This window comes from Anaerobacillus sp. CMMVII, assembly GCF_025377685.1.
Lineage (GTDB): Bacteria > Bacillota > Bacilli > Bacillales > Anaerobacillaceae > Anaerobacillus.
This window is the reverse complement of the sequence record NZ_JACEHK010000010.1, coordinates 24,968-51,045: the sequence shown is the minus strand read 5'-3', so window position 1 is coordinate 51,045 and position 26,078 is coordinate 24,968. Positions and strand designations below refer to the sequence as shown.

36 protein-coding genes and 2 pseudogenes are annotated in these 26,078 nt (G+C 36.2%); 1 reads left to right on the top strand and 37 read right to left on the bottom strand.

The genetic code is table 11. The features are described 5' to 3' along the window. Positions 1 to 10 precede the first annotated feature (10 nt). The 18 genes and pseudogenes from H1D32_RS13645 to H1D32_RS13560 form a co-directional block, all read right to left on the bottom strand. The gene (locus tag H1D32_RS13645; protein ID WP_261178858.1) at positions 11 to 811 is read right to left on the bottom strand and encodes a phage tail family protein; all 801 of its coding nucleotides are present in this window, start codon (positions 809 to 811) and stop codon (positions 11 to 13) included. Further along, the gene (locus H1D32_RS13640; RefSeq protein WP_261178857.1) at positions 808 to 2,652 is read right to left on the bottom strand and encodes a phage tail tape measure protein; all 1,845 of its coding nucleotides are present in this window, start codon (positions 2,650 to 2,652) and stop codon (positions 808 to 810) included. Before H1D32_RS13640 ends, H1D32_RS13645 begins: the two co-directional genes overlap by 4 nt. Then, positions 2,645 to 3,274 carry a Gp15 family bacteriophage protein gene (locus tag H1D32_RS13635; protein ID WP_261178856.1) on the bottom strand — a complete coding sequence of 210 codons (630 nt, stop codon included), beginning with the start codon at positions 3,272 to 3,274 and terminating at the stop codon, positions 2,645 to 2,647. The genes H1D32_RS13640 and H1D32_RS13635 overlap by 8 nt, the downstream gene beginning before the upstream one ends. After that, a complete protein-coding gene (locus tag H1D32_RS13630; protein ID WP_261178855.1) occupies positions 3,271 to 3,663 on the bottom strand; it encodes a hypothetical protein in 393 nt (130 codons plus the stop codon). The genes H1D32_RS13635 and H1D32_RS13630 overlap by 4 nt, the downstream gene beginning before the upstream one ends. Positions 3,664 to 3,715: 52 nt before the next feature. Beyond that, entirely contained in the window at positions 3,716 to 4,177 is a 462-nt protein-coding gene (locus H1D32_RS13625) for a phage tail tube protein (RefSeq protein WP_261178854.1), read from the bottom strand. Positions 4,178 to 4,191: 14 nt separating this feature from the next. Further along, the gene (locus H1D32_RS13620; RefSeq protein WP_261178853.1) at positions 4,192 to 4,584 is read right to left on the bottom strand and encodes a minor capsid protein; all 393 of its coding nucleotides are present in this window, start codon (positions 4,582 to 4,584) and stop codon (positions 4,192 to 4,194) included. A 12-nt stretch (positions 4,585 to 4,596) separates the two neighbouring features. After that, positions 4,597 to 4,956, bottom strand: a complete 360-nt coding sequence (locus H1D32_RS13615; protein WP_261178852.1) for a minor capsid protein — start codon at positions 4,954 to 4,956, stop codon at positions 4,597 to 4,599. Beyond that, positions 4,957 to 5,295 carry a minor capsid protein gene (locus H1D32_RS13610; protein WP_261178851.1) on the bottom strand — a complete coding sequence of 113 codons (339 nt, stop codon included), beginning with the start codon at positions 5,293 to 5,295 and terminating at the stop codon, positions 4,957 to 4,959. Continuing rightward, positions 5,288 to 5,695: a head-tail connector protein gene (locus tag H1D32_RS13605; RefSeq protein WP_261178850.1), complete on the bottom strand. Its 408-nt coding sequence runs from the start codon at positions 5,693 to 5,695 to the stop codon at positions 5,288 to 5,290. The genes H1D32_RS13610 and H1D32_RS13605 overlap by 8 nt, the downstream gene beginning before the upstream one ends. 12 nt (positions 5,696 to 5,707) lie before the next feature. Beyond that, positions 5,708 to 6,004: a hypothetical protein gene (locus H1D32_RS13600; RefSeq protein ID WP_261178849.1), complete on the bottom strand. Its 297-nt coding sequence runs from the start codon at positions 6,002 to 6,004 to the stop codon at positions 5,708 to 5,710. Positions 6,005 to 6,080: 76 nt separating this feature from the next. Further along, on the bottom strand, positions 6,081 to 6,974 hold the full coding sequence (locus H1D32_RS13595) for a capsid protein (protein ID WP_396126191.1): 894 nt from the start codon (positions 6,972 to 6,974) through the stop codon (positions 6,081 to 6,083). Between the two features lie 47 nt (positions 6,975 to 7,021). Continuing rightward, a complete protein-coding gene (locus tag H1D32_RS13590) occupies positions 7,022 to 7,654 on the bottom strand; it encodes a hypothetical protein (RefSeq protein ID WP_261178848.1) in 633 nt (210 codons plus the stop codon). A 67-nt stretch (positions 7,655 to 7,721) separates the two neighbouring features. After that, the gene (locus H1D32_RS13585; RefSeq protein ID WP_261178847.1) at positions 7,722 to 7,979 is read right to left on the bottom strand and encodes a hypothetical protein; all 258 of its coding nucleotides are present in this window, start codon (positions 7,977 to 7,979) and stop codon (positions 7,722 to 7,724) included. Positions 7,980 to 7,991: 12 nt separating this feature from the next. Beyond that, positions 7,992 to 9,101, bottom strand: a complete 1,110-nt coding sequence (locus H1D32_RS13580; RefSeq protein ID WP_261178846.1) for a phage minor capsid protein — start codon at positions 9,099 to 9,101, stop codon at positions 7,992 to 7,994. Positions 9,102 to 9,103: 2 nt separating this feature from the next. Continuing rightward, complete coding sequence (locus tag H1D32_RS13575; protein WP_396126190.1) at positions 9,104 to 10,588, bottom strand: phage portal protein; 1,485 nt, start codon at positions 10,586 to 10,588, stop codon at positions 9,104 to 9,106. A 147-nt stretch (positions 10,589 to 10,735) separates the two neighbouring features. Beyond that, a pseudogene (locus H1D32_RS13570) lies at positions 10,736 to 12,018 on the bottom strand (PBSX family phage terminase large subunit). After that, complete coding sequence (locus H1D32_RS13565) at positions 12,015 to 12,614, bottom strand: terminase small subunit (RefSeq protein ID WP_261178844.1); 600 nt, start codon at positions 12,612 to 12,614, stop codon at positions 12,015 to 12,017. Before H1D32_RS13565 ends, H1D32_RS13570 begins: the two are co-directional and overlap by 4 nt. 333 nt (positions 12,615 to 12,947) lie before the next feature. Then, positions 12,948 to 13,166, bottom strand: coding sequence for a hypothetical protein (locus tag H1D32_RS13560; RefSeq protein WP_261178843.1), 219 nt, complete (start codon positions 13,164 to 13,166; stop codon positions 12,948 to 12,950). Between the two features lie 200 nt (positions 13,167 to 13,366). Between H1D32_RS13560 and H1D32_RS13555 the strand changes: the two genes are divergently transcribed. Beyond that, positions 13,367 to 13,528: an aspartyl-phosphate phosphatase Spo0E family protein gene (locus H1D32_RS13555; RefSeq protein ID WP_261178842.1), complete on the top strand. Its 162-nt coding sequence runs from the start codon at positions 13,367 to 13,369 to the stop codon at positions 13,526 to 13,528. Between the two features lie 72 nt (positions 13,529 to 13,600). On the opposite strand, the gene H1D32_RS13550 is transcribed toward H1D32_RS13555, so the two are convergent. From H1D32_RS13550 to H1D32_RS13460, 19 genes and pseudogenes are all read right to left on the bottom strand, one after another. Continuing rightward, positions 13,601 to 14,074 (bottom strand): sigma-70 family RNA polymerase sigma factor, encoded by a 474-nt coding sequence (locus H1D32_RS13550; protein WP_261178841.1) that lies wholly within the window; start codon positions 14,072 to 14,074, stop codon positions 13,601 to 13,603. A 20-nt stretch (positions 14,075 to 14,094) separates the two neighbouring features. After that, positions 14,095 to 14,631 (bottom strand): Holliday junction resolvase RecU, encoded by a 537-nt coding sequence (recU, locus tag H1D32_RS13545; RefSeq protein WP_261178840.1) that lies wholly within the window; start codon positions 14,629 to 14,631, stop codon positions 14,095 to 14,097. A 13-nt stretch (positions 14,632 to 14,644) separates the two neighbouring features. Further along, positions 14,645 to 15,174 (bottom strand): annotated as a pseudogene (locus tag H1D32_RS13540) (dUTP diphosphatase). Positions 15,175 to 15,188: 14 nt separating this feature from the next. Then, positions 15,189 to 15,674, bottom strand: coding sequence for a single-stranded DNA-binding protein (gene ssb / locus H1D32_RS13535; protein ID WP_261178839.1), 486 nt, complete (start codon positions 15,672 to 15,674; stop codon positions 15,189 to 15,191). A 2-nt stretch (positions 15,675 to 15,676) separates the two neighbouring features. After that, entirely contained in the window at positions 15,677 to 16,045 is a 369-nt protein-coding gene (locus H1D32_RS13530; protein ID WP_261178838.1) for a hypothetical protein, read from the bottom strand. 16 nt (positions 16,046 to 16,061) lie between these two features. Then, positions 16,062 to 17,321 carry a DNA cytosine methyltransferase gene (locus tag H1D32_RS13525; RefSeq protein WP_261178837.1) on the bottom strand — a complete coding sequence of 420 codons (1,260 nt, stop codon included), beginning with the start codon at positions 17,319 to 17,321 and terminating at the stop codon, positions 16,062 to 16,064. A gap of 41 nt (positions 17,322 to 17,362) precedes the next feature. Continuing rightward, a complete protein-coding gene (locus H1D32_RS13520) occupies positions 17,363 to 17,545 on the bottom strand; it encodes a hypothetical protein (protein ID WP_261178836.1) in 183 nt (60 codons plus the stop codon). 44 nt (positions 17,546 to 17,589) lie between these two features. Further along, entirely contained in the window at positions 17,590 to 17,856 is a 267-nt protein-coding gene (locus tag H1D32_RS13515) for a hypothetical protein (RefSeq protein ID WP_261178835.1), read from the bottom strand. Positions 17,857 to 17,864: 8 nt separating this feature from the next. Continuing rightward, a complete protein-coding gene (locus tag H1D32_RS13510) occupies positions 17,865 to 18,017 on the bottom strand; it encodes a hypothetical protein (protein ID WP_261178834.1) in 153 nt (50 codons plus the stop codon). Further along, the gene (locus H1D32_RS13505; RefSeq protein WP_261178833.1) at positions 18,014 to 18,649 is read right to left on the bottom strand and encodes a GcrA family cell cycle regulator; all 636 of its coding nucleotides are present in this window, start codon (positions 18,647 to 18,649) and stop codon (positions 18,014 to 18,016) included. The genes H1D32_RS13510 and H1D32_RS13505 overlap by 4 nt, the downstream gene beginning before the upstream one ends. Positions 18,650 to 18,797: 148 nt before the next feature. Next, positions 18,798 to 19,028: a hypothetical protein gene (locus H1D32_RS13500; RefSeq protein ID WP_261178832.1), complete on the bottom strand. Its 231-nt coding sequence runs from the start codon at positions 19,026 to 19,028 to the stop codon at positions 18,798 to 18,800. 18 nt (positions 19,029 to 19,046) lie between these two features. After that, positions 19,047 to 19,988, bottom strand: coding sequence for a Lin1244/Lin1753 domain-containing protein (locus H1D32_RS13495; RefSeq protein ID WP_261178831.1), 942 nt, complete (start codon positions 19,986 to 19,988; stop codon positions 19,047 to 19,049). A gap of 34 nt (positions 19,989 to 20,022) precedes the next feature. Next, entirely contained in the window at positions 20,023 to 20,871 is an 849-nt protein-coding gene (locus H1D32_RS13490; protein WP_261178830.1) for an ORF6N domain-containing protein, read from the bottom strand. Positions 20,872 to 20,932: 61 nt separating this feature from the next. Continuing rightward, entirely contained in the window at positions 20,933 to 21,640 is a 708-nt protein-coding gene (locus H1D32_RS13485) for a hypothetical protein (RefSeq protein ID WP_261178829.1), read from the bottom strand. After that, positions 21,641 to 22,024 (bottom strand): replication terminator protein, encoded by a 384-nt coding sequence (locus H1D32_RS13480; RefSeq protein WP_261178828.1) that lies wholly within the window; start codon positions 22,022 to 22,024, stop codon positions 21,641 to 21,643. A gap of 90 nt (positions 22,025 to 22,114) precedes the next feature. Continuing rightward, positions 22,115 to 22,267: a DUF6906 family protein gene (locus H1D32_RS13475; protein WP_261178827.1), complete on the bottom strand. Its 153-nt coding sequence runs from the start codon at positions 22,265 to 22,267 to the stop codon at positions 22,115 to 22,117. A gap of 168 nt (positions 22,268 to 22,435) precedes the next feature. Continuing rightward, positions 22,436 to 23,137 (bottom strand): MBL fold metallo-hydrolase, encoded by a 702-nt coding sequence (locus H1D32_RS13470; protein WP_261178826.1) that lies wholly within the window; start codon positions 23,135 to 23,137, stop codon positions 22,436 to 22,438. Continuing rightward, a complete protein-coding gene (locus tag H1D32_RS13465; RefSeq protein ID WP_261178824.1) occupies positions 23,137 to 24,021 on the bottom strand; it encodes a recombinase RecT in 885 nt (294 codons plus the stop codon). The genes H1D32_RS13470 and H1D32_RS13465 overlap by 1 nt, the downstream gene beginning before the upstream one ends. Beyond that, on the bottom strand, positions 24,022 to 26,010 hold the full coding sequence (locus H1D32_RS13460; RefSeq protein ID WP_261178823.1) for an AAA family ATPase: 1,989 nt from the start codon (positions 26,008 to 26,010) through the stop codon (positions 24,022 to 24,024). Positions 26,011 to 26,078 lie beyond the last annotated feature (68 nt).

Genomic DNA, 26,078 nt, shown 5'->3' with positions numbered 1-26,078 from the left:
CTTCACCACCCTATAAATATTTCGCATGAAACTTGAATGTAATTTTTATATTTAAATTCGATCCAGAAACAATGACGTCGTTTGTTCCTGGCATTAAAATTAATTTATCGATGTTCCCTTCCATCAAAGAGAATTGATAATCTCCATCTTTATAAACGTTGAATTTTTCTGATACGATTTCTATCGTCGAATTGCTAAATGAACCAAAAGAAAAACTCTCCCCATTTAAGGAAAGAGCGAGAGAGGTTGCTGACCCTTCGATCACAACCGTCGGTTTTACAACCATTGTACCGAAGTTATGGATTACGATTGTTTGGTTACTATTTATATCGAACTCATAATCGGAACCTAGAGTTACATCTGACATGAACGGAACGTCGCTATCCCATGTAATCTCTTCAGTGCTTACTACGAATTTAGCGTTTGGATCGTACGCCACAAACGGCAAAGTGAATGATCCTTTTACTGCTAATCTAGAGATTGGCAATTCGCCAGAATACCTAACAAAATAAAATTTATCTGGTTCAAAACCATATCTTAATTTTACTGTTTTAGGGTTTCCGTATGGATCTAAAAGTAGTTGATTTAATTCCCTTACAACATTTTGCACTTCCGTCATGTTTCTTTTTCGAATATCACAAGGAATAGGATGATATCCTTCACTAAGGTCAGCTCCGAAATCTATTGCTCCATGTCTGCCAGGTATAACGACTATACGATCACGAGTAGAGGATAGTCCAGGGGCATCGACATTCAGTCTGACATCTAATAAATCATTCATTTTAAAATCATTAATTGCTACATATGTCATCTTACATGCCCCTTCCTACGTCCTGCACCATTCGATTGCTCGTCAATATATCTCATCATTGGTTTTCCAGTTGCTTGAATTATTTCATGACCGTCAATTTCAATCCGATTATCCAAAACAATTTTGTCTAATACTTTATTTATAAGTGCATTTACATCAAATCCGGCTTGTCCACCACCATGACGAGACAATTCACTAGAAAATATATCGCGCAGCATTCGCTCTGGCGCGACTACCTCTGGGTTTCCTACTCCGGCATCTCCAATCATGGCAAGCATTGGATGTTCAGCGACACCACCAGTCGCTAAAGATGGGATTTTAGGTAATTTTATTTCTGGGATGTTAGGAATTCCAAACGATTTCCCGCCTAACCCTGGCACCCATGATGGGATGTCAATTGAAGGAATTCTATTAATGGCTCCAGCTACACCGTTAATCATTCTTTCATAAGCACTGATAATCCCATTTGCAAATCCAATTAACCCATTAGCTGGTCCTCTAACTGCATTTTTTATGCCGTTCCATAATTGAACAGATTTACTTTTTACCGTATCCCAGTTACGCCATAACGCAACTCCCGCGGCAATTAATAAAGTGATCCCAGCGATAACACCTAATACCGGCATAGAAATACCACCAATCGCCACACCTACTATCTTCGCAATTGGTGCTAATGTAGTAAAAATACTTACAACTTTAGCGAATAACGATAACATTGGTCCTACTGCTGCAACGATAGCACCAATGATGACAACAACCTTTTGACCTTCGGGCGAAAGATTATCAAACCACTCAGCTAATCTCGTAATCGCATCGATGGCAGGTGGTAAGTATTTTTCTGCTAAGTCTAAAAAAATACGACCTAAAGGCTCCAACCCTATGGTCGCTTGATTTTTCAAATTAGCCATTCTTTCCCCAAATGTTAGTGTATCTTGTCCCGCGGCTTCAATCGTTTCTCCACTTGCAGATACAGCATCAATTAATTCATCAATCTCAAAACGTCCTTCGCGTACTGCCATAGCCATATCTGGGCCAGCTCGAGCACCAAACACTTCCATTGCTAAACTCACAGCTTCAGTATCTGTTTTGGCATTTCTCATCGCTTCAATAATGTCTTCTAATCCTTCTTTTGCATCAATACCCTCTCTCGCAAAATGCCCTAGTCCTTGTTTTAAAGAACCCATGATCAGTTCAAGGTTAACCCCTTCTTTTTCCCATTTCCCCATCATGATTGCTGACTCTTCCATGCTATATCCAAAAGCACGTAAAGGAGCACCGTAGGATACTAAGTTGTCTGCTAACTTATTTACTCCTATCCCAGTGTTTTGAGAAACTTTCCAAAGCATATCTAATGAGCCACTTGTATCTTCAATAGCTACATCCCAATCGCCAAACATTCGAGTCGTTGAAGCAATGATCCCGCCAACGTCTTCTTTTGCTACTCTACTCAAAGTTAACATTTGTTCGGTCATATCTTGTAATGGTTTGCCGGTCAATCCGAGCCTTGTATTAATGTCTGCTAATGCATTACTTACTTTATCAGCATCATCAGGAACATTCTTAAATACTTCTTTAAAATCAGCTTTTAATTCCTCTAATGCGTCACCAGTAGCTCCAGTACCAGCACGGATATTTTTATATGCTTTATCCAGATCATTAGCGGCCGCAAATCCTGCGGCACCTATAGCTAGTAAAGGTAAAGTTAAATATTTGGTCATTTCTTTACCAACTGTTTTCGCTTTAGAGCTAATATTTCCGATGGATTTCTGAAAATCTTTAATGTCCTTATCGGTTTTTTCTTTTTTTAGTATCGTATCAATGATTATTCTGCCATCAGACATTTACATCGCCTCCAAAAGGCCTTAAAGTAGCTGCAAAACTATCTAACTTCGCATCTAACCCTTCGACAGTTTCATCTTTTGCGATTCGATAAAGTTGTTTAAGTTTGATTATACGATCTCGTTCTTTTTGGTTATGCTTAGTTGGAGCCGGAATTTCCGTTGTACGTATTGATAACACTTGTTTAAATGGGGTTTTATCTGTTAATCCATTAAATAAAGCTAAAAATTTATACCAATGCAATTGACCCTGCTGATCAATTAGATCCATACCATAATCCATAAAAAAAGATGCATAAATTAACTCTGCATCAATTTGAAAATCATATAGTTTTTCGTCGGACTTTATTTCTTTGTTTGTTTCTTTAGGATTTATAAACTGATCGAAAATGATTGTAATTAATTTGTTTTTTTCAAATATATTTATGCCTTTAATATCTTCGTAATTTAATACGAACATCCTTAAGTAAATATCGGCTTTGTCATATTCATTGAAAAAATCATCTTTCATCAGTTCATATGACCTTAACACAACATCAAAATAAAGATTTAATTTTAATTCAATGCCGTTATATGTTAAAACATCACCATTGAAATGATCTGTTAATTTAAACACCGTTATCACTTCTTAATCGCTGTGTAATAGTCTTTTTTAATTTGTTCAAGATTTCCAATCTTCGTGTTAACCCAATCAAACATAAACCGAAGTAAATTCGATACGTTAATATAAGATCTTCCAGACACTTCATAAATTTCGTTAAACGTCCCTTTACCAAAGAACATTTCAATTAAATCAGTTGTCAGTTTTTCTGCATTTTCTTTTAATTCCTCTTGTTCCTCTGCGGAAATTTGATCAAGATCTACTGTAATGAACTGTTCTACTCCATTTTTGTAAACTAATGCTTGTTTACGATAGCTCTCCATGCTGTCATCATCATAATGAACTTGATATACTTTTCCGTTAACTTCAAACTCTTCATATGGTTTTTCAAAAGTAAAAACATGTCTTGCCATTATCAATTCCCCTTTCAATACAAATAAAAAGCAGTAAGCGTTAGCCTACTGCTTATGGTGCTGGTACCGGAGTTGGCGAATATTCAGGCTTACCATTAAAGTGAATTGCCACAGTAATTGAACCTTTGTTATTGGCATCGCCACTTGGTCCAGTGATTTCTGCCATGGTAACCGGCCCTTCAAAAGTCTCGCCAGTAGGGAGCTCCCAGCGAAAAGTAGTCTCTCTTTCTAATCCGTTTTCATTTTGCTTAGAAAAAATGAAATCTTGAACTGGATCACCGTAAAAACGATGGCCAGAAAAGGATAATGTTGTTTGACCGCCAGTAACTGTCGTTGTCAAATCACCTTCTCCATCTAAATATGCCGTTTGATCGCTCTCTTCATTTCTAGATGGTTCAAACCCAGAAAAACCTCTTGCTAATCTTTTGTAATCAGCCGTTTCAGTTGCAGGAGCAACATTTAGAAAAAATTTATGTTTAGACTGAAGCAATAAGCCTTCTTTTTGTGGTTCCATTTAGCAAACCTCCTTCAATTTGTATACAGTTGCGCTACAAATAGCGCAGTATATATTTCTTCGTTACGGTCATTGGTTTCTACGTGATTTGGATTGGTGTAAACTTCAATTTGCACCAATTCGAAAGAATTATTTTCGCTTTTTATATCATCGCCATTTAACCCATCTACCGCTTTTGTAATTGCGTAAATAGTATCAGTCGCTTTTTGAACATCATTATGCCTAACAAGTACTTGAAATCCAAAGTTATCAAGCTTCGAACCATCCATATAACGAGTGCTTGGTGGTGTTGGTGTTTGCCTTATCGCGATAGCTGGACCTTTATTTCTCATGCGAGATTTTTCAATCAATGTAAATAATTCTACATTTCCCTCAATCCAATCTATCAACCTATCTAAGAAGTCCAATGTTATCACCACCTATGAATTAAAATTATTCCCGAATGTATGCTGAGCTAAGGTCAGCCAATGTCTAAATTGAAGCGATTTTGCTCGTTCAAACCATAGTCCGCTAGCATTAGGATTTTTATCTTTAGAAAAATTGTATTGAGGATTATAATAAAGCCTTTTAGCATATTCGGTATCCCAAATAATTTTGCCACTACCTGGATCGGTATTACGGACACCACTTTCAATTAAATTAGCTTTGTCTTGTGGCGCATGAAAATTACTGTCCTTTAAAATTTGGTTATCAAGCGCCTTTTGTGTAACTTCAAAAGCTTCATTTAACCTTTTTCGAATTAAACCCCAATCAATATCTTCTTTGACATCTACCTGCATTTAGATCAGCTCCACTTCGTAATGATGAGGCGTAGTTGAAAATGCGTAGATAGGAGCGCATGCATTCACGATCCAATCTTTCCCTTTGAAATGCACTTTCGATTTAGGTTTCATTTCAGCAAATGGTTTTGAATGTTTATGATCAATAAAAATTACTGCTTTTATTTGTCGATCGTCACCCATTATAGTACGTTTTACTTGAAATGACGGATGTATTAACACATGATTTACCGTGATTTCATCAGCATAGATATCTCCATTTCGACTTGATCCCAGGTACTCTTCATATTTCACAGTGTGTATAAGCAGTTTTTTGGGAATTGGTTTTAATCTAGACATGATAAGCACCTACTGTTGCTACACCTGAATACAGTAATCCTGTCGGTTTTAAATAATTAATTACTGTAGTTGATATAATATTTGAATTTTGATTGTTCGAAGGTACGGTACCTTTCCCGTAAGAAAACTTTCCTAGAGAAACATTATTAAGAGTGTTTCCGATAGTCGCCATCTCTGGTCCGCCTTCTAATTCAAAAAATTCAACTTGTGCTGCAGTCGCTTTTTTCACTTGCTCTTGAATAAACGGATGAAGTTCATTGAAATCTTTGATCTTATAATTCGTTACTTGATCAATGATATCTGAAGCTCGTTTGATATAACGTAGTAATTGGTTATTATCATCAATTTCCACACCCATGTATTCACTACGATAATATTCGTTATCGATATAGGTAGGCATTGTTTAGCCTCCTTACTTAGCTTCTAATTCCTTTTTAAGCTTTGTGTTTTCTGATTTAATCTTTTTAATCTCTGCTTTTAGTTCCTCTACTTCGCGTTGCATTTTATCGTTATCTGCTGCTTGTTTAAGTTTTTTAATTTCCGCTAAAGCCTTGTTATATTCTCCAATTGATACTGCTTTGCCGCCAGTAGCATGTTGGATCACTTCTCCAGACTCTTCGTTAATTTGGTCATAACCTTGCTTTAAATATGACTTTAAACGACCGTCTGCTACATTTAAAATTCTATTGCCTTTTTTAATTTTTGGCATGGTGTTCACTCCTCAAATTAATGATTTTTTATAGATAGAAAAGAGGAAGCTAGAGCTCCCCCTTCTAAATTATTTACTATACTGCAGGTGTTACGTTAAATTTTACACCCTTAACCTTTTGTTCAATTAAGAAAACATCCCAGTATTTACGCTCGTAGTAAAGGTTTTTACCACCCGTTTTTGCACTAGGCTCATCAAGAGATACAAACTCATACTTCTGAGGTGCAATTACTGTTAATGGATGAATTAAAATCATATTGATTTGAGCTGATGCTTCGTCAGCTACTGCTCCGTCAGTGAAATCATATAATGTTTTCATTCGGCTTGAAGGTACAGAAATGATTGTAACTTCATCAAGTGATCGAATGTTACGGTTGACGTTGCTAGCATCGCCTTTCACTTCTAAAGTCCGCTGAATTTTTTCAGCATTTTTAAGTACTTTCTTAACGGCAGGAGTTACATAGAGAATACGCCCCTCTTGAGGAACCTCAGCTTCGTCCATTTCTTCCATCATATCATCGAAAATACTTAATGCTGTTTCAACGGTAATAGCTTCAGTGTTTGCAGTTTCACCAAATGAAGCATACTCAGCATACAATTTTGAAGCCATGTACTTATCCATTTCAGGGAGCTTATGCTCATCGTTAAAGACACGAGTGATGTTTGCAATTGTTGTAGCCATGTTTGTTTCATCAACGTCCATTGGATCAACCAATGTCGAGAATTCACGGTCGTGTTCTAACGTCTTCGGAATCCATTGGTTATCAAAACGACGAGTATAGCCGCCAACAACATCACGATCGACATCAACAAAACCACCAGTCGTGATATTAGGGATTTGGATTGTCTTTGCATTCACCCAACGAATTACAGCGTTGTTTGGTGTTTGATATAAAGCGTTAAACATTAATCCTTGTGAAAATTTTTGTTGTAAAGCTTGTAAATATAATTCAGCATAGTTTACTGGCATTATAAATTCCTCCTAAAGATAATTTTTTATTTAAAAATGAGTGCAACTTACTTAAAAGCATCTTTCCACTTATCCAAATCTGTTTGTTCAGTTCGTTGATGTTGTGGATTGGCCACAAAGTTTGGTTTCGGCTTGTCTTGTTTTGTCTCTTTAAATTGAGGATACTTTTCCACCACTCTACCGATTGCCACTTGAATATCTACCTCGTCAGACACTAAACCTTTAGCTAATGTAATGACATCTTCTAAAGCATCGGCTTGTACACCGTTAGACATTGCTGCCACCTTTGCATTAAGAGTAAATACTTCACTGTCTTTGCTTTGAAGCGTTTGTTCTAACTCTTGCATGCGTTCGTTTTGTTTTTGTTTCTCGGTTTTTAGTGAGTCTTGATACTCTTTGTAATCACTTAAAGATTTTTTTAAGTTATCGAAGTTATCTACTCCTAAATCTTTGAGTAGTTTTGCTTCGTGTAATTTTCTGATTTCCTCTTCGTTTAACTGATCATTTTTTTCACCTCCTTCTCCTAATGGTGGGTCTTGACTTGGTGGATCGGCAGGCGGTGTTTGTATAGCCGGTGGGTCTTGTGGTGGTGTAGCACCCTCACCACCATCTCCCTCAGAGAAAAATTGTAAATTTATCGGAATTAACGGATTAACAAACTTCTTTTTTAATGGTTTCATTTTTAAAATTGCTCCTCTCATTTTTTGGACATAGGAAAAACACCCAACATTGTATGCTAGGTGTTAATTAATCAACTTTTTCATAAGTTTTTTCAAATATGTCTGGTTTACAAGGGTAAAACTCTCCATTCACACCTTTAATGATGTAATCATTCATATTTGCAGTCATTTCGCCTTCTAAAGTTTTAATTTTAATTAGCATTTCTTCACCTTCTAAGTGACCTACAGCTGCGTCAGGTACCGGAATAAAATCACACATCTCATTCCAATTGTGACCTAACCACTGTAACGCTTCAATGACGACTGGTTTTTTTCGATATTTCAACTTTTTCACCTCCTATCCAATTAGTTCTCGATCATATTTTCTCGTGCGATCGGTATCATTGATAAACAGACGCATACGTGCTTGACGATCACTAACAAGATTTTTTGCACGTTGAGCACCTACCTCATCACCTGCTGCACTAAGTACACTCACTCTTCGTTTTGCAGTTCGGATGTCTCGCTCATATTGACGTTGTTTTTGGCTTAACTCATAAACACGAGCATTTTCTTTTTCATCATAAGGCTCAAATGTCGGTCTACTCATCCCTTCCCAGAACGGGTATTGTTGATGTCCGCAATTGATCCCGAATAAACCAGCTGGCTCTCCGTAGCTTGTGGTCGAAAACGCTGGATATTTCGGATGCCAGCCACTTAACGAATAAATACGCCCCTGATAAAGCGCGCATCTCGGTCTAGCTCCTACGTGACTGGATATTTCAATTAAGTCTACTCCGTATTCTTGGATCCGTTTATTCTGCATTTCGTTTGTCACTTGATTGGTCATAGTTCGAGTAATCATACTTACATATGCCTCTGAGCTCCATTGTCTCCCTTTAGCATCAACGAGTGCTGGGATACCTTTCTCGCTCCATTCAGATAATGTCCTTCTTAATGCAACCTGAGGTGTACTAACACCAGCTAAGACGTTTGCTGTGGTGCGATTAATAATGTCTCTTGCCACTTGATCTGATTGCGATAGAATTGTTGAATTAATTAAATTAAACTTATCTTTGGCCTGATCGGTATAGGTTTGTAAAATACCTAATAACGCAGTAGATTTTTGAGGAGTACCTGGTCTAATTGTCAACTCTCCTAGTTCAAGGCCTTTTCTAAGGATTTTTTCTTGTTCCTCTAATCCTTCAAACCCTGCTTTTGAGAGTAAACTAATTAATTCGCTCTCTGCTCTACCTGCATTTTTAGCAATTGTACGAATGTTTTCTCGGTTCAAAGCGTTTAGTTCACTTAGCTTTAAAAATTGCCATTCACTGATATTACTTTCAAAAACATCTTGATCTTTTGCTAGTTTTTTAGCGATATTGATGAGCAATTGTTCTTCTACTTCGGAATAAATAGCTGCAACTGGAGATGAAAGTCGTTGTAACTTATCTGGTGGTAAACCCATGATTATTCACCACCAAACATATCAATTTCCATTGCTCCAACAGTTTGATTTTCAGATTGAATTTGTTTAAGGATTTCTTTGGCATCCTCTTCGGTGACCTTATGAACTTTTTGAATGGCCATAAGTTTTGACGCCACTTGGTTTTGTACAAGGGTTATCCAATATTTCGCATTCGTATCTCGATCTTCTGCTATGGAATCATCAAAATTGACCTTTGTATCAAACTTATCTGGAGTATTGAACAAACTATAAAGTTCTGCTAAATCACCGATAACTTCAATTAGGTCTTTTAACCCTTCTTCTATAATCGTGATGTGACCACTTCTAGAACGATACGTTTTACTGTTTTGACTAACTACCTCAGTGGCTGTTTTCAATCCTTCTGAGTCAAATGTAAAAGCTCCAGCACTAAATCCCGTTTGCATGGCTAATATATTTAGTAACGCATTAATTGACGAGATATGTTCCTCAACTCGTAATGTGGTTGAATGCTCTTTGATATCGTTGTTTTCTTGTTCGAAGTTAAAAGCTTCATATACTTCATCGTCCGCATCAAAGTATCGATGCAGAGCTCCGGATTGAGGATCCACTACTGTTTTCACTGCTGAAGCTGGTACAGTAATCCTCTTTTTACCTAAACGAAATTCACGATTGAAACTATCAAAGGCTACATCTAAAGAATATAGTGTGTCTAGTGCTTCAGCGTAAATAGAGACACCTAATTTACTGTTCAAATCTATGTTGTTAGCTATATTCGGTTTAAAGTAGACAAATAAAGATCTCTTTAACCCGGTGATTATCACTTCTTCTTCCATATCCTGATATAAAGTGGTTAGAGGGACCTTGATACCCATGTCCCCTTTTTGATGAGACTCATATAATTCATTTCGAACGATATATGCGCCTTGCTCCCAGATATGCCATTCCAAATTAGTGTAATATTTATCACCTTTACGACTTTCATTAACAAAAATACCCTCAGTAATTTCTTTCCCATCATCAGCAATTGGGATAAAACAATCAGCTGTAACGTAAGAAAGTTTGACCTTATCATCCAGAACATAAGCTTTAATGACCATGCCACCCATTGCAAACATATACTCTAAGTAATCCTGGAAGTTTTGGTTAAAGGCGTTGTTGGACAGTATATTTAACACATTACTTTGAAACTCTTCAGTTTTATTATCTTCGCTACCGATGCTAATGGAGCATTTTTCATTAAATACAAGATTAGCCATTTCTTGAGAAACGACTTTTGACATACGCATCGATCTCATGCGACGTTTTTTTTCACCATTAATTGTGGTGTACTTTAAATCATGCCAGTCTTTGTAATATCCTTTGTAAATCGCAAGCCATTTGCTAAGATGCTGATAAAATTCATCAGTTGTTATGACTTCTTTACGATCAGTAATTTTCTTAATGCCTTTTATTAACCCCATACGGTACAACACCCCCTTTATTCTCGAGATGAGGTTGTTAAACATTTAATCACCGCCTTATAGATAGACATCCTTTTTACCACATCGGGTACATGTGCCCTCTGCTCTGTGGGGATGCCAAACAAACTTATAATTTTTGAAATTATGAAACCCAACCAAACATAATATATTTTTAAACATAAGAACCCCCAGCTATAAAACATAGCGTCTATAGAAATAATTATTGGCATAACGTGTCTCATCCATTGCGTGGTTATTATCATCAATCGGATTTCCATTTGCATCACGACAATACATTCCAACCTCTTTAATGAAGTTGTAATGATCATATTCATTAGTTTCAATGAGAATAAACTGTTCATTCGTCATAGCGCTTTGTAGACGTTCGATCCCTACTTCAATTCCTTTTGACGACCCTTTGATGTCTTTCGAATTATTGTTAGCCGGTCGAGTAGAAACACCTAACAAATGTAATTCTTCTCTAAGAGATTTACACGCTGGGTCGATGAACACTTCAGAACGATGCATAACAAACTTCTCTTGACACCACAAAATGAATTTTTTAATTTCTTTAGCGTAAGTGCTCATGGCTTTCACGTCACCCGATTCAGACCCACTATGATAATAGTGAGCTACTCGGTTCAATTTATAATCGTAAGCTCGCATTGTTCCTTTATGCTTTGTTACAATATTACAGCTCACACTCGTCGCATCACTTTGACCACCATCACCACTAAAAAACATTTCAATTTTTTGACCAACAATTTTTTGTTTTACATTTTTCTTAAGGTCAAACATGCTATAGATAACCCCTGAAGGGATAACACGATTCCCATACCAGTCACGTTGTAGTAAATAAGGATTTTTACTTAAGGTTTCGAAGATTTCTTGTTTCGTTCCTCAGTGATAATTGGATTATCGTCGATGGTCCAATGTACCCAACGTGTCTTTTGTACTTCAAACACTTCTTTTATGACCGGATGATTAGGAGCTGGTGGATTTAAATCCGCGAGATGATATCTGTCTTTTGCTGCAAAGGTACGACGAAAACATTCTTGAATCATATCCATATGAAGTAAATCAATCTCACAAAAGGCGACTGATCCAAGCGACATACCGGTGATTGCTTTCTTACTATCTGCCTTACCTCCACCTTTGTAATAGACCTTTTTCTGGCCATTAGGTGTGTCCAATAGCAGGTGATCTCCGTGTTCATCGTGCTTAATTTCTGCTAAATCTCCAAAAATGTGAATTAAGCCAAAACCATCACATTCCATAAACAGTCGGTAAGCTTGTTCTTGGTTGTAAGCAACGACTAGGTGATTTTGATCTCTAGTTAAAGTTAAATAATCAGCATAACGAAAAACACCCGCAGTCGTTTTGGATGACCGGGGAGTGCCTTCATTTACTTCTAATGTGTGATCATATGGAGCTTGAATAATTTGTAGCTGCTTAAGTGAAAAAACAATACTCATGATTGACCACCTTTTTTAGCAGAAATAAGGGCTTCAAGAAGTGATGTGTCTTTTTTCTTCCCTTTCATTGCTTCTGCTCTAGCTTTGACCAATTCTGTTTCAGCCTTTAATTTTTCAACCTTTAACTGATCTTGAATATTCTCAGGCATCATATCAAAATAATCCCATAGCTTTTCTAGTGCTTTCATTTTATCAGCAAGCTTAATGGATACACCTTCTTTTCCTTTTTTCACTTCCGTAACGATTGTCCCGTCAATCTCTGAAGACTCTTTGAAGTCAACATAATTCGTTTCGATCATCACTGGATTGCCTTCATCATCTTCAATAGGTCCAAATGCACCCATTGCTTGAACTTCCTTTTTTCCGAAAGTTGCAAAGTCGGTTATATCAGCAAAGGCTATGTCAATGTATTTTTGAAGAACGAATTGAGCATCTAACAAAATACCGTTAGCTTGTTCCGATTTTAATCGGTCAATCTCCGTCTTAATCTTAGTATTTCCTAGTAATCGACTACTGTTGACCATTGCTGTTGAATATGCACATTGATATGCCTTTTGATAAGCTTTAGTAGCATTAAAATACTTAAGATAATGCATACAAAAAAGCCTTTGCTTATCAGTGAGGTCATCACTTTGCAAAGACTCTTCAATATCACTTTTTTCTTACTATTTTGGGTTGCATCCCTTATTCGGTTGGTTGCATCCTTTTGGGTTTTGGTTGCACTTTTTTTGGATACATCTTTTGACCAATTTTCACGACTTTTTCTACTTTTTAAAGTTCCTAATTTATATCATTTTTTTCAGCAAGTGCCTTTAATGTAGTGTCAGTTGACTCATATTCAGCTCTAATCTTCTTCCAATCCATTTATATTGCACCTACCTCCGATTCCAAAATAAAAAAGCACCTAGACAGGTGCAAGTACTTATTAGTTATCTTGGCGAGACCCCGCCACCTCTGTATATTTTTACTCTTTTAGATGTGAAAGATTTACACGTTTCATTTTTTTTCACCTTAATATGATACTTTGAACAAATTGAACCAGGATTATAATTATAACAGGATAAACATGCTTTTTTGTTGTTTGCAGAATGAATACCGTATTGATTTTTAAGTGCTATTCTTGCATCTTCAGTTAATTTTTTCCCCATAATTACCTCCTAATGTTAAGTTAATATAAAAGGAGGTATTTTCCAAATGTATTCCTTCGTCAATTATCGACAAAATATCTTTTCATTAACAGTCCGATAACCCTACCATTTGTTCACAATTCCGACATATTTATCAGTGTTCTATGCTTTGAATTTATAAGATAATAGTCCTACATGTTTTTTTTTAGGAGTGAGTACATATGTCTAGTCTTGTAGAATTAATTTCAAAAATAGAGACAAAACGTCAAGAAATGTATAGATTATCTTTAAAATATGGCTTATCGGCGAAGGAAACGCTTAAATCCAGTCAGGAATTAGATGGTTTATTGTTTCAGTATGAAGATAGCAAATCTAAGTTATAAACTCTTTATACTGTAATTTTAATAATAAAGAGCACCGGAGGTGGTTAAAACCTCTCCGACCTCCCTTCCATCTTACACGGTTTGTTTTTTGTATTTCAAGTATTGCCAACTATGGCAGAAGTGACAATTTTGGCATAATTGGTTTATAACCTCATCTCGGAGTTGCCTGACTTTTTCTCTAGAAACTCCAACATGCTTACCAATAGCCCTATAACTCATGCCTGCCATCATACAACTATACACAGTTTGTTGAATTGGATCTTCAAGACTTTCTTCGCCTAACTCTACAAATTCAATCATATTTTTGTATTTTTCAATCCTCGTTAAAATCTTTTTTTCTCTGCGGTCTAGCTTATCTAACTCAGCTTTACTAATTCCCTTGGAACCTTTTGGCATAGCCGCTTCAATTCCATACTGAGCAACCCCTATACTTTTAGACCCTCCAGAAACACCACCAATTCCCCATAGTAATTCTTCTAACCTTGCAACCTCTCTTTTTAACCACTGATAATCGCTTATAACATTTTCTAACTCTTTATGGTCCACAATATATCACCCTTCACGCTTTACAAAATCATAACTTTTTGATCGTTAAGCTTGTCCACTATACTTAAATAATCTACTGGGACACCGCGACCACGTTCAACTAGGTATCCGTATACCGTAAAATCATCGTAAGGAATACTTTTTCTACCGCCCTTTTTCTTAGATTGCATCACATAGGTCTCGATAAAGTTTAACGAAACGAGAAATACTTCTTTGGTCGCTCGGAATTCTATGAGGAAAAATGAAATAGCGCCGTGTTTTTCAGCCTTTTGCAAATACTCAAGTTGGTGCTTATGAATATTCTTGAGGTCAAAACGCTTTTCCCCTACTGACTTCGCTTCAAAAGCAATGGATTTCCCGTTATACGTTCCATCATAATCTACAGTTGATTTTTCTTCGAAGTAGCCTTTAATAACTTGAGTTCCTTTTGATTTAAGTACTTTTACTGGGGTGGGCCTTTTGTTTATAAGAGCTAGTCCTTTGGTATTATATTGAGCATTCACAAGATTTAATAACATTTCAAAAGCCATACCTCTGTTTCCTTGACCTTGAAACATGCTTTAACCCCCTTTAATAACTGTTGTCCTGCCGAATGTGGTTTACTTCATTCTTTTCTAAGTATGCTTTTTCGATCTGCGCCCAGGTTAAGCCTAAGAATTTTTCTCCTAATCCTACATAACAAGAAAAAGCTTCGTGTAACGTTGAGTGTAAATCCTCACCGGTTATGGTGGCCGGAATGTTAACATCAAAAAGTACATGCAAACTAGATACGTATGCAAATACCTCGGTTAATGTTTCCGTTAATGTACCTTTCGTATAATCACATGTAACGATGAAATTCTCAGGATTTATTTTAAAATCATTAGCTAAACTTATAAAAAGTGAATACCATCAACAAATTCCTCAATTACGATATCAGGTGCACTCGGTGGTTTGTCGCTCCAAAACTTAAAACATCTTGTTTCATTAGCTAACTCTCCTAATTCAACCAATAAAGCTAAAATTTTATCTGAGAGTAAATATTGTCCTTCCAGATTATGCTCCTTAACAATCCGATCATCTAATTCTTTTTGCTTTTTAAAGAGTTTTATTAAATTCATAGTGTTCCCCTTTCTCAAAATGGGAGTTCATCATCAGATATATCAATTGGTTTTCCGTCGCTAGCAAATGGATCGTCACCAAATTGATTGTTTTGCCCACTATTAGCGTTTTGATTGCTATTGTACCCATTATTTGTATTACCTTGATGGTTCTGTTGATCACTTCCGCTATTCTGGCTGTTTTTCGAGTCTAAAAATTGAACACTGTCTGCTACAACTTCAGTTATAAAAACTTTTTTCCCATCATTATTTTCATAATTACGAGTTTGTAGTCGACCATCAACACCTGCTAAACTACCCTTTCTTAAGTAATTTGCTACATTCTCCGCTGCTTTTCTCCACACTATAATGTTTATAAAATCAGCTTCTCGATTTCCCTGTTGATTTGAAAATGGTCTGTTTACTGCAAGGGTAAATTTACCTACCGCAATTCCATTAGGTGTGTATTTTAGTTCTGGATCACGTGTGAGGCGTCCCACTAACACTACTCGATTTAACATTATTAACCTCCTAAATATTCAACAATCTGAGTAACTTCGAAACATTTAATATCTCTTTCTGAAATTCTCATTTTGATTGGCTCTTTCGCTTTTCTATGCTTTGAAAGTAAATCCGTAGCCGTTCCCCACTTGCCATCGATGCCTAGATAATTCCAGATTGCAATTGCGTGATCTCCCCAGAGTTTATGACGGTATTCTTTCAGTGGGTTTCCTGATCCGCTATACCCCTGCTCTAGTGGACATAAAGCATCATCTGGAATGATAGCTAACACTTCACAATATTTATGGTTATCTACACCTTTTTTCCAGTTAGCTTTTTCTGGATTAAAGGCCGGACTAAAATCAAAAAGTGAAAGTTCTTCAATAATCATTGTTTAATCTCCAATCTCAGTTAGCTACTGCTTGTATATATCTCGATGTTTCACTACACATTTCAGGCAAATTAACTCTTACTAAAGCCTCTGAAAATTGCGGTGGAACTGCATTCCCACAGCGAGCTACTTGGTAGGTTTTAGGATAACTTTTACCAAAAAAGTCACGGTCAATGATGTAGTTGTTAGGAAATCCATTCCCGTTAAATAACTCTCTAGGTTGAAGCATTCTCATTCCTACATCGACGATTTTGTAATCCTCACCTTTTACTGTCACTAATCCAAATCTGTCTTTTGTTGTGATAGTATGAAGTGGTTCATTTATTGATTGGCCTATATCAGATCCATAATATTTTGTGAGAAATGCTGTCACTAATCCAAAACGATTTGCAGTTGGTATAGTTGCAATTGGCTCATAAAGGCTACTTGCTCTTGTTTCATTCCCCTGATGTGTATAGTAATGTTGTAAAAAGCTAGCCTTATTGTATATGATATAAGGTGTTTTTGCTTCAACTACAAACTTTTGAATACCTCTTGTAATTCTTAGCATCGTATTATTTGCTAAAGGTTTTTCTCTTGAAAATATTGATGGTGTTCCGATATTCCAATCTATTATTTCGCTTGCAGTTCTCCAAGCTTTTAACTTACCTACTTTAACCTCCGAGCTATTCGGATCAGCATGCGTTGGTTTGGGCCAGATTATTTCTTTACCATCACATCTAGCAATCATGAAAAATCTTTTTCTAGTTGTTGGAGCTCCATAATCACATGCCTTTAATTCTTTGAATGAAACTTCATATCCCAATGACTCGAGAGATTTTACAAATGATTGAAACGTAATCCCCTTTGATTTTTCAACAGGATACCCCTCTTCATTTAGCGGACCCCATGTTTTAAACTCCTCTACATTTTCTAACATGATAACTCTTGGTTTTACTGCTATGGCCCATTTAACAGCTATCCATGCTAAGCCACGGATGTTATTGCTTTTAGGTTTACCGCCTTTAGCTTTAGAGAAGTGTTTACAATCAGGAGAAAACCACGCTAATCCTACCTTTCTACCTCTAACAGCTTTTACTGGATCTACATCCCAAACCGACTCACAATAATGCTCTGTATCTGGATGGTTAGCTTTATGCATTGCTATTGCGGCTGGATCATGATTGATAGCGATATCTACTGATATTCCAGTTGCAAACTCTATTCCAGTTGAAGCACCTCCACCACCGGCAAAGTTATCGACAACAATTTCACGAAAAAGGTCTAATTGCTTCAAGTTTTCGCTCTCCAATCCTTCGCTTAATCGACGAACCGACACTATATCTCGACTTCACATGTAGCGCCTTTAAATACAGTTACAGTTTCTTCTGCATAACCATAACCTCTTGACTGTTTGCCTATCTCTAACTTAACTTCTCCTACTGTTTTAAACTTTGTAAACAAATGCTCTTTAACGATTTGTTCAACTTCCTTTGGCGACAATGTGACTTGCATTTTCATTTCACAAATTCCTTTCTGTCACTTTTTTGACGAACTGCGAAATATTAATCAATGACTTTACCGTTATCGTCTAAGTTGTAATAGGCATTTTCGTGAATTGAATATTGAATTTCCTTATCATTACTTTTAATTATTTCTCCGCTTTCATAATTATAAGATTTGCCTCTCATTACAATTACACCGCTCTTAATTAATGACATATCTATTTCTGTTACAATCACAAACCCATATTCACCATCTAATTCAACTAACTGAGGATTTTCTAATTTTTGAAATTCATCCATTGTTTCATCATCCTTTCGATATGCCACCGTTTTCCTCAACGGTTCCCCTTCCCCATCTTCACCCGGAGCTCCGTTACCCATTGCAATTGTTCCTGCAGATCAGCTTCTAATTGCAGTAATTCCTCAAACTTTAATCCGTGACCGTTATGCAAACGACTTAGTAAATTAGCCATTCTTAGTAAACTCATTTAGGATCCACCTTCTTCTGTCTAAACTTATAACCCATTCGTTCCAACTTACCTCTAACACCATTAGCGCTTTTGTCTAGACGTTCAGCTATGGTTTCCAGAGAATAACCTTTCTCAAACAAATCAATAAGCTGCTCAGTTTGAGCATTTGTCCATTTGATGTGGTTATTCATTCTAACTGGTTTAGCCTTAACACCAAGTTCCCACAGTCTTCTTTTGATCGCCGCTTCTGTTCTTTTCAATTCTCTTGAAATATCCGGGTAAGAGTAACGAAAAGCGTTAACCATGCTAATTAATCGCTTGTCATCTTTTTCTGACCAAGGTTCGTTATGTGGTTTTTTATGATATCTAATCTTGTCAGCTCCACGTTTGATCTTGACCCAGTCAGGTTCAGCACCTAAAATATTTTCCTCAACCTCCGCAAAATCTATGAGTCTTTTATTTTCTTCTGCCCATTTCCACCAAGTTGGATAGCTAACAACCATCACTTTCATTTCTTCAGCGAAAACTTTATATTTTACAGGAAAACCCTTGTGCTTAATCCAGTATTTAATTGTTCGATAAGGAATATTCGTCGCTGTACAAAGTTGATTAACTGTAATTCCATCATAGCTTAGCGTTGGATCTCCCATGCCTGCCCTTACTGCTTTAATTTTTACGGCATTTACAGATCGACCTAATTTTTCAGCAATTACTTAAGTGCTCATTGAACCCCATTTTTCTTCTAGATAAGTAATTTCATCATTAGTCCACGTTCGCCCGTTTCCCAATTTATTTCACCTACCAAATTCCATTTTTACGCTTTTCTACTTCGCCTGTTCTTGAAAGTTCGAAAAGCAATAAGCATACCTCGTCATATGTTCTTTGCCAATCTTTCCTACGTAAATATTTCCATATGTCTTCTAACGTATGCCCTTCATTCCACAAGAACTTGAAATCTTGGATTTCCTTCTCGCTAAATGTTAAATCACAATCCGTTAGAATAAATCGATCAGTTGTTTTATTACTCACGTTATAAACCTCATTCACTTAAGTTTCATTGAGTTTTTGGGTTGATTTTAGCTCTGCTATCATTTTCTGAAGTCTTTGTTTTTCAGACTCCGATACTTCTGGTATATTAATAGATTTTTCAGGCTTATCCATGCATTTAGGGAGTTTGTCTACTCTATTTTTTTGTTTTTTAGTATCTTGTCTTTTCTGAAATTGAACATCCTCGGCCTTTACATCTTGTATTGATTTAACGTTAGTCGAGTGCCAGCTTTTAAGAATACTTTTTACATAGCCCCAATTACGTTTATTTTGTTCAAGACCCCGTTTCATTGCTTCTATGACTAATTCTTCTGATAGATCGTCTATCCACAAACTAATTTCTTCGGACAAAAAGCTGTTTATTATTCCGAAATTTTGCTGGTAAAATTCAAATGCATTAGTATTATTAGATTCTTTATTTACTTTTACTTTTACTTTACTTTTACTTTGTGTACTTTCGCCATCAGAAACCGTACTTGTTTCTTCGTTTCCGTCGTCAGAAACTCCATTACAAACACCCTTCTCACCACTGATTTTATAAACCTCAATATTTTTCTTATCAGACACATCAACCAATAAATATTCTTCAATCATTTGTACATTAACTCTCTTGTAAATTGCTGTAATATAGTGATTTTGCGCCCTTTTAGATGTGAGAATACTGTACTTTTCGTATAAATCCTTATTGAATATCCCCCACCTTACGCAGTCCTCAATTACTGATACAACTAAGTTTCTGTCAGAAGAAACTTTATTACTGAACAATATCTTCTGTTTCTCATCCCATTCATAGTAGTATCCTTGTGAATATATTTTTTGAAACATTTTGATCAAAATAGCAAAGCCTTCTAATCCGTGTTCAGCTTCGATCAACTCAACCTCATCACTTAAAACAACATCTAGTGCAAAATACTCTAATCCATTCTTCTGTGGCCTTGCCATTAGCTCCACCTACTTAAATTAATATTTCTTGATGTTATGTTATAATTGTTTGGTAACTTTGGAGGTTGAAGCTTAGCGTGGTCCAGACGCTAGGCTTCTTTTTTATTGCAATTGAACTAATTGAAAACTCTTTAACGATCGTAGTATAGATCTCTTTAAGGCGTGGATCTTGTTCAATTACATCCATTTTCGTAGCCTGGTTGATTTTCGTTTTTGTAGCTCCACTTTCTTCAAGACGAAACTTGTAGTTTTGAAGTCTACGATTAAGGTCACACCGCGCTCTATCCTCTAATAATTGATAGCTATCCACTCTTAGTTGTCGATAATCACCATATATTTTCCTAGCTGCACTATTAAGCATGGTGTTAATTGACTTTCTCCAGTCATCATCTTTCTTCAAGAAAGTTTCTTTGATTGTTTCAATGCCAGTTTCAAGCTGAGTAAGCTTTTCGTCACGTTTAGCATCTTCAAGCTGTTTTTGAGCGACTGTATCAAAGATCTGTTTAAACATTTGAAGTTCTGGGCTTAACTTCGCCGTATCAATTATTTGTTGCTTGTGCTTGTAATAATCATCTACTAACATTTCGTAAGCATCCCAAGCCTCATCTGTATTTAACGATTTCGCATGAAGCCAAGCGCCTTTTTCAGTCCATAGATACAGAATTGAAGTGAATTTTAGGCTGTCGTCAAATTGACGTGACCCTTTAAAATTTCTTAAATCCTCACCGGATAGTGCAAGAAAATGTTTTCCTTGAACATATCGATCAGTATTTCTTTGAAAATTCCGATTGATAATCTTAGTATCAGTCCCATACGCTTCCGCTAACTGAGCAGTTGTTAATACTCTTTGATTGTTCTGTTCAATAATTTTCAAGTCTTTCATCAAATCACTCCTTTTTACATAAGCCCCTCACCCTTACAAGTAAGGGGCTTAATTAAATTTACTAAGCTATGATAATCACTTTCTCAGACTCTAGTTCACTAGCTAACTCTTTTTCTAAGTAATTCTTAATATTTTGCATGGCTACTAGCCTCCAAGCTCCACCATCAGCTTCAAACAATGCGCATCTAGGACCATCTTTCATGCGGAAAATAAATTCACTTTCAGGTTGATCTACCTCGATGAATGTACGATAAGGTTTTAATGTAACCGGATTTGGTACTTTTACATTTCCTACAGTAGCTACACCTGTTTTTGCTACTACGGATTGTGAAACCCCATCATCACCAATTGTATTTACAGACTCTTCTTTAATGTTTCCGACTACTTTAAGCATGATTTCTTTATCCCCTGTGGTTTTAAAGCACGATTGAAGTTTAATATTGAATTCTTCTGATCCATAAAACTCACCATATCGAACATGTGGAAGATCTGGAGAAGCTTCGATGTATTGATTACGACGCTTATCTTGATTAACAGCGTCAACTACAACCACTTTTTCATGATTAACGATATGAATTAATAACTTTTCTTTTGAGTCATAGCTGCTTTTAACGTAGTCTACTAGGCCAGTTAAACTCTGAACCTGGAATGAACTTTGTGTAGGTGCTTTGACTAAATCTAGATTTCTAGTTGCATAAGATTGTCCATTAATATCAATTGTTTCTACATTTCCCAAACCAACAATGTATTGAATAGCCTCTTTTATCATCTATTTACCCTCCGCTTTCTTTGCTCTAAAATCATAAACTTTTTCGCCAGTATCCGAATAAACGCCATCTTCTTGCATATATGTTTGACCTTTGATGCCACTTTTTAATTCAGCACCTGTAATTTGACCGTTACTATCCCAATCAAGGACAATTTTTGTTTCAATATCCCTAGCTGGGGCTAATGTTGTTTTAGCTTGTACTCCTACAGCTGCAATATCACGCTGGTCATCCGCTTTGAAAGAAACGGTTAAAGTCAACTTCCTAACTTTCTTTGCATCTGTGTTGGGATCTGAAATATTTTCTAAGATTTTTCTTAATTCTTGGTTAAACCTTTCCGCTACTGCACCATCCGCTAAATTATTTAGATCTAAAATGTTTGACATACTTTTTCCCCTTTCAAATTTTAAAAGTCGTTGGTTTAAACTTGCGTTACACATAATAATCATTCCTACTAAAAATCCTTAGATAATCTCTTAAAATACTATTCTTTTAATTGTTCCCGACTCTCGATGAACGATATGTAGGCAATCAGGAAGGTTCTTAACGATTAACCAGTTATCAGGATTTAGCCTTGCTTCTTTTATTGCTATTTTTTGTCTTTTGGTTGGCTTCTTTCCACTCTTCATAGCCTTCTCTCCTCTCACAAATAGCTTTCATACCTTCAATACGAAGGAGCTGCATGTCGGGGTATGACCTTTTTAGATAGCCTTCTACATACTTTCTGAAAAGTACCCCTCTATTACTGGACCCCTCGGTCATCCAAACGTAAAAATCTGGAATACAAATTTCATATTTCAAAGCACATACACCAATTTCCCCGTAAGTGCTTGAATTTCTTGTTTGAAACGTTGTTCATCGCTGTTGTTATCCGACAAGTGAAGTAAGTGGATTTCTTGCACTTTGCTAAGATCATTAGCTTTTAAAAATTCCTTAACGTTCTCCAAACTAAAATGTGATCTTAATAAGCGTTTTTTCATTATCTTAGGTACTCGACCAACTTCAATGTTTTGATTTAGAATGTCTAAACTGTAATTACACTCAATCATGATGTGACTTAAGCCTTTAAATTTGTACTTGATATAATAGGTGTCCGTAGCAAATAGGAGCTTGTCCCCTACTTCATTAGCAAATAAAAATCCCATAGGTTCAGATACATCGTGTTCAACTTCAAAAGGTAAAATCGTCCAGGTACCTAACTTGAATTGTTTTTTAGCTTCAATGTTATGAACTCTATGGTGATGTATATTTAAAGCTTCTGCAGTACCTTTTGACATATAACAGTCAATTCCGCTTTTCAATACCTCTGCGATTGATTTTGAATGATCCTTGTGTTCATGGGTGACAAAACACCCTGCTATACTTGTCGTTTTGAAATTTAGTTGTTTCTGAATGCTTTTGAATGATATACCTGCTTCAAGTAGCAGGGGAGTATGGCCATCTGTGATGTAATAACAGTTCCCCTTACTACCGCTTGCAAGTGCTTTAATATTAATCATTAGAAAAGAGGTCCTTCTGTTCCAGTAGCTTTTATTTCTGGTTCAGTTTGTGCTTGTTGCTCCTGAATAGGCGTTTCATCGTATTCAATATCAATAATTTCTTTGTTTGCATTTTGTTGAAGTTCTTCTTCAAGTAATGCTTCCTCTTTCACTTCGTCAGCACGGTTAATACGCGACATAACTAAGCTGCTGTCATCACTTGAGTTTAAGAACTTTTTGCAGGCACGATTAATGACCGATTTCTTAGCCATTTCTTGCTTAAACTCTTCATGAGTACTTCCTTTTTTCTCAACGTCTTGGTCTTTGCCCCAAAATTGAGCTTTACTCCATGCTTGTCTGAGTTCATCAATTGTCATTAATTCCGTATAAACGTTGTCGTTATCTAAGGTGATCGTGCAATATGCACCTATGATATTTTCCTTATTGATGTTTGCGAACTTTTGTTTATGAGTAAGGTTTTTAATACGACCGTTGACCATTTCGTAATCAACTTCGTCACCTTCATAAATGACTGCTGCATCAATTTCTTTTGCTCCAGATACTCTTTTTGTGACACTCATGGTCCCAAAATACGACCTCATACAAACTAGTTGAGTTCCATAAACGATGAAATAACACTGTTTTTTAGAAGGATTTAAACCTTGAACAACCATATCAAGTAATGCATTTGCTACACTGTCGCGTGTACAAACATCTAGCGCTGGTCTTTTGTTTCGATCTACCGTACTTTGTAGAATTAACCATGCTGACTTCATAGCATTTTCAGGACTATAGTTCGCTGGAAAGTGAAGCTCGCCTTTCTCTTGAAACTCTTTTACTTTGGATGCAACTACATCCACCGTATCTTTTTTGATAATGGCTAATTGGTTACCGTTTTGACTCATTTACACTGCCTCCTCAAATTTGTTTTCATTACGTTCAATTCGTAACTCTTTATCTTTTTCTGAAACTATTAGGGAAATAATCTGCGTATTAATATCAATCAACTTAGTAACAGCTTCAGCATTATCCACAAAGATCGGTGCTGAAAAATTGTAATGCTCTGATAGAGTTTGGATAATATCTAAGCCGACATTGATTTTAGCTGCATTGTTTAATCCAGACCCGTAAGGGACTCCCTTGTAAGTCGTCTCACATATTTCCTCTAACCCACCGTTGATTTGAGTTCTAAACAGCTTAAAACGAGCAAATTTGAACTTCGAATTAATTTTTCCCTCAAGAAGATTTACCTTTGTTCGGATAAACTCTTCTGTTAAATGCAATTCACGCTCAAGTTTTTCAAATTGAAAAGCTAGCTTTCGTTCTTGTTCTTTTAACTCAGTATTTCGTGTTAAAGAGCGCTCATGTACATCAAACTTTGAAAGGTCAATATCCAGTAAGGCAACCTTTTCACGATACTGATTAATTTGGTTTTGAATGGAGTCAATTGAACTTTGAGCATTCATTCTTAATTGTTGAATATCTGCATTAAGTAATTCGATGCGTTGTGATTTCTCTTGATACTCAGGCAAAGATGTAACGTCCTGGACGTTTTCTTTAAGGCCTTTGATTTCAGTTAATAAACCATCTAAATGCGATTGCTTGTGGTCTATTTTTTGTTCTAGTTCTGTCACTTCAAGGCGCAACCTTTCATTTTGTTGCTTTAATTCTTCAATTTTTTCTTTTATGGAAGAACCACTTTTATTGATCCTCTCTAGGTCCTCAGACTTTTTGAGATTAAAATTAGATCTAGCCTTTTCATGAGCCGCTTCAATTTGATCCTCTGGTAGCGATTGGCCACAAGTCGGACAGTTTTCATCATGTTCAAATTCAAAACTTTTTTCGTTAATTTGATACCATTCCTGACGTAACCGAGACGTATCTTGTTCATAGCGGTTGATTAATTCCTGATTACCTTCAATTTTTTGATTTTGGTTGTTGATAGAATATTTAAGCGACTCGATCTCTGACTTTAACTTGTAATACGCTTGTTGCTGGACATTAACCTTGTCATGATTTGCTGAGCTATGTTTATTTTTAATATCAAGGAGTTCTCCTTCGATCTCTCGAAGTTGTTTTTGTTTTTCGACTATCTCAGCACCATGACGAATGCGATTTATTTCTAACTCTTTTTCATCTATATTTTTTCTTAGGTTAGCTATCGAATTTCTTAAATCCTCAAAATTCAATGAAGAAATGTCAGGTAAATTATGATTAACCTCACTAATTCGAACTGGGATTTTATCAAGTTCATCATTGATTTCTTTGCGCTTTGAAGCGATAATCAACCGATAATCTTCAATTTTTCTCCCATTCAAAATCCCAGGGAGATCTGCTAATGCTTGATTAGTAGAAATCACATCCTGATCCGTGATATCACCGCAAATCTTCATAAGAACATTTCGACGATCATCCTTTTTTAATTGTTCATTAAAGTAGCTTGGAGACGTTAAAAGTTTGAAAATGTCCTCATCAACTATTTCATCTACTTTAGCTTTAAATATTTTTTGACTTACAGGAACACTGTCTACAAAGTGGTCGGTTGTATGACCTGAAAATTCACTCAATGCAGATCCCCGTTTTTTCGTCCACTTTTCTTTATATGACTTTTTGAGTGTTAGAACATTACCGTTAAGCAAAAACTCCGCTTCGACATCATGGTCTAAACCATTAACTACACTCCCAGCTTCATCTACAGTTTTAATTTGAAAGTCCTTTTTGTTATGGCTGTCCTTATCAAATAGAAGCCAAATGAATGCATCAAACAATGTTGTTTTCCCAACTGCATTATCACCGAAAACTCGTACCGACTCACCGTTAGTATCTAAAACGAAATTCTTAATCCCTTTAAAATTTTGTAATGTTAGCTTTAACAGCTTCATACTTCTTTTCAAATTTATCCCTCCAATTGATAATTATCCGAGTGTTGCGTATAATAGAGATAATCAATTTCTTTTAGCAA